The sequence below is a fragment of the Ensifer sp. KUDG1 genome, assembly GCF_050434285.1.
Lineage (GTDB): Bacteria > Pseudomonadota > Alphaproteobacteria > Rhizobiales > Rhizobiaceae > Ensifer.
The window spans coordinates 1-1,641 of sequence record NZ_JBNDIG010000025.1; the positions used below are offsets into that span (position 1 = coordinate 1).

At 63.1% G+C, this 1,641-nt stretch carries 1 protein-coding gene; it reads left to right on the plus strand.

Features of this window, described 5'->3' with window-relative positions:
- A partial coding sequence (locus M2267_RS29910; RefSeq protein ID WP_429119468.1) for an electron transfer flavoprotein-ubiquinone oxidoreductase occupies positions 1–1,641 on the plus strand: 1,641 nt, incomplete at its 5' end.

Here is a 1,641-nt window from a genome sequence, read left to right on the forward strand (position 1 = left end):
GAACGCGAGAGCATGGAGTTCGACGTTGTGATCGTGGGTGCGGGACCGGCGGGTCTTGCGGCGGCGATCCGGTTGAAGCAGGTCAATCCGGAGCTTTCGGTGGTCGTGCTCGAAAAGGGCGCCGAGGTCGGCGCGCATATTCTGTCCGGCGCGGTCGTCGATCCGATCGGCATCGATAGGCTGCTGCCCGACTGGCGTAAGGACGCCGACCATCCGTTCAAGACCGAAGTGAAGGACGATCACTTCCTGTTCTTAGGACCTGCCGGCTCGATCCGCCTGCCGAACTTCCTGATGCCGCCGCTGATGAACAATCACGGCAACTACATCGTCTCGCTCGGCAACGTCTGTCGCTGGCTGGCGACGAAGGCGGAAGAACTCGGCGTCGAGATCTATCCGGGCTTTGCCGCAACCGAAGTGCTTTACAACGACGAGGGTGCGGTCATCGGGGTCGCCACCGGCGACATGGGCGTCGAGAGGAACGGCGAGCCGGGTCCGAACTTCGCCCGCGGCATGGCGCTCTTGGGCAAATACACGCTGATCGGCGAGGGCGTGCGCGGCTCTCTCGCCAAGCAGCTGATCGCCAAGTTCGATCTCTCCAGGGATAGCGATGTCCAGAAGTTCGGCATTGGCCTCAAGGAACTCTGGCAGGTGAAGCCGGAAAACCATCGTCCGGGCCTGGTGCAGCACTCCTTCGGCTGGCCGCTCGGCATGAAGACCGGTGGCGGCTCGTTCCTCTACCACCTCGAAGACAACATGGTCGCCGTCGGCTTCGTCGTGCACCTCAATTACAAGAACCCCTATCTCTTCCCGTTCGAGGAGTTCCAGCGCTTCAAGACGCATCCGGCGATCCGCGGCACCTTCGAGGGCGGCAAGCGGCTCTCCTATGGCGCGCGCGCGATCACCGAGGGCGGCTACCAGTCGGTGCCGAAGCTCTCCTTCCCCGGCGGCGCGCTGATCGGCTGTTCGGCCGGTCTCGTCAACGTGCCGCGCATCAAGGGCAGCCACAATGCGGTGCTTTCGGGCATTCTCGCCGCGGAAAAACTGGCGGCGGCGATCGAAGCGGGTCGGGCCAATGACGAGCCGATCGAGATCGAGCGCGGCTGGCGCGACAGCGCCATCGGCCAGGACCTGAAGCGGGTGAGGAACGTCAAGCCGCTGTGGTCGAAGTTCGGTACGGCGATCGGCGTTGGGCTCGGCGGCTTGGACATGTGGACCAACCAGCTGTTCGGCTTCTCGTTCTTCGGCACGCTGAAACACGGCAAGACCGATGCGCAGTCGCTCGAACCGGCCGCCCAGCACCAGAAGATCGATTATCCGAAGCCCGATGGGGTTCTCACCTTCGACCGGCTCTCCTCGGTGTTCCTGTCGAACACCAACCACGAGGAGGACCAGCCGGTCCACCTCAAGGTGAAGGACATGGATCTGCAGAAGCGCTCCGAACACGACATCTATGCCGGCCCGTCGACGCGCTACTGTCCGGCCGGGGTCTACGAATGGGTGGAAAAGGACGGAAAAGACGTCTTCGTCATCAACGCGCAGAACTGCGTGCACTGCAAGACCTGCGACATCAAGGACCCGAACCAGAACATCAACTGGGTACCGCCCCAAGGCGGCGAAGGCCCGGTCTACCCGAACATGTGA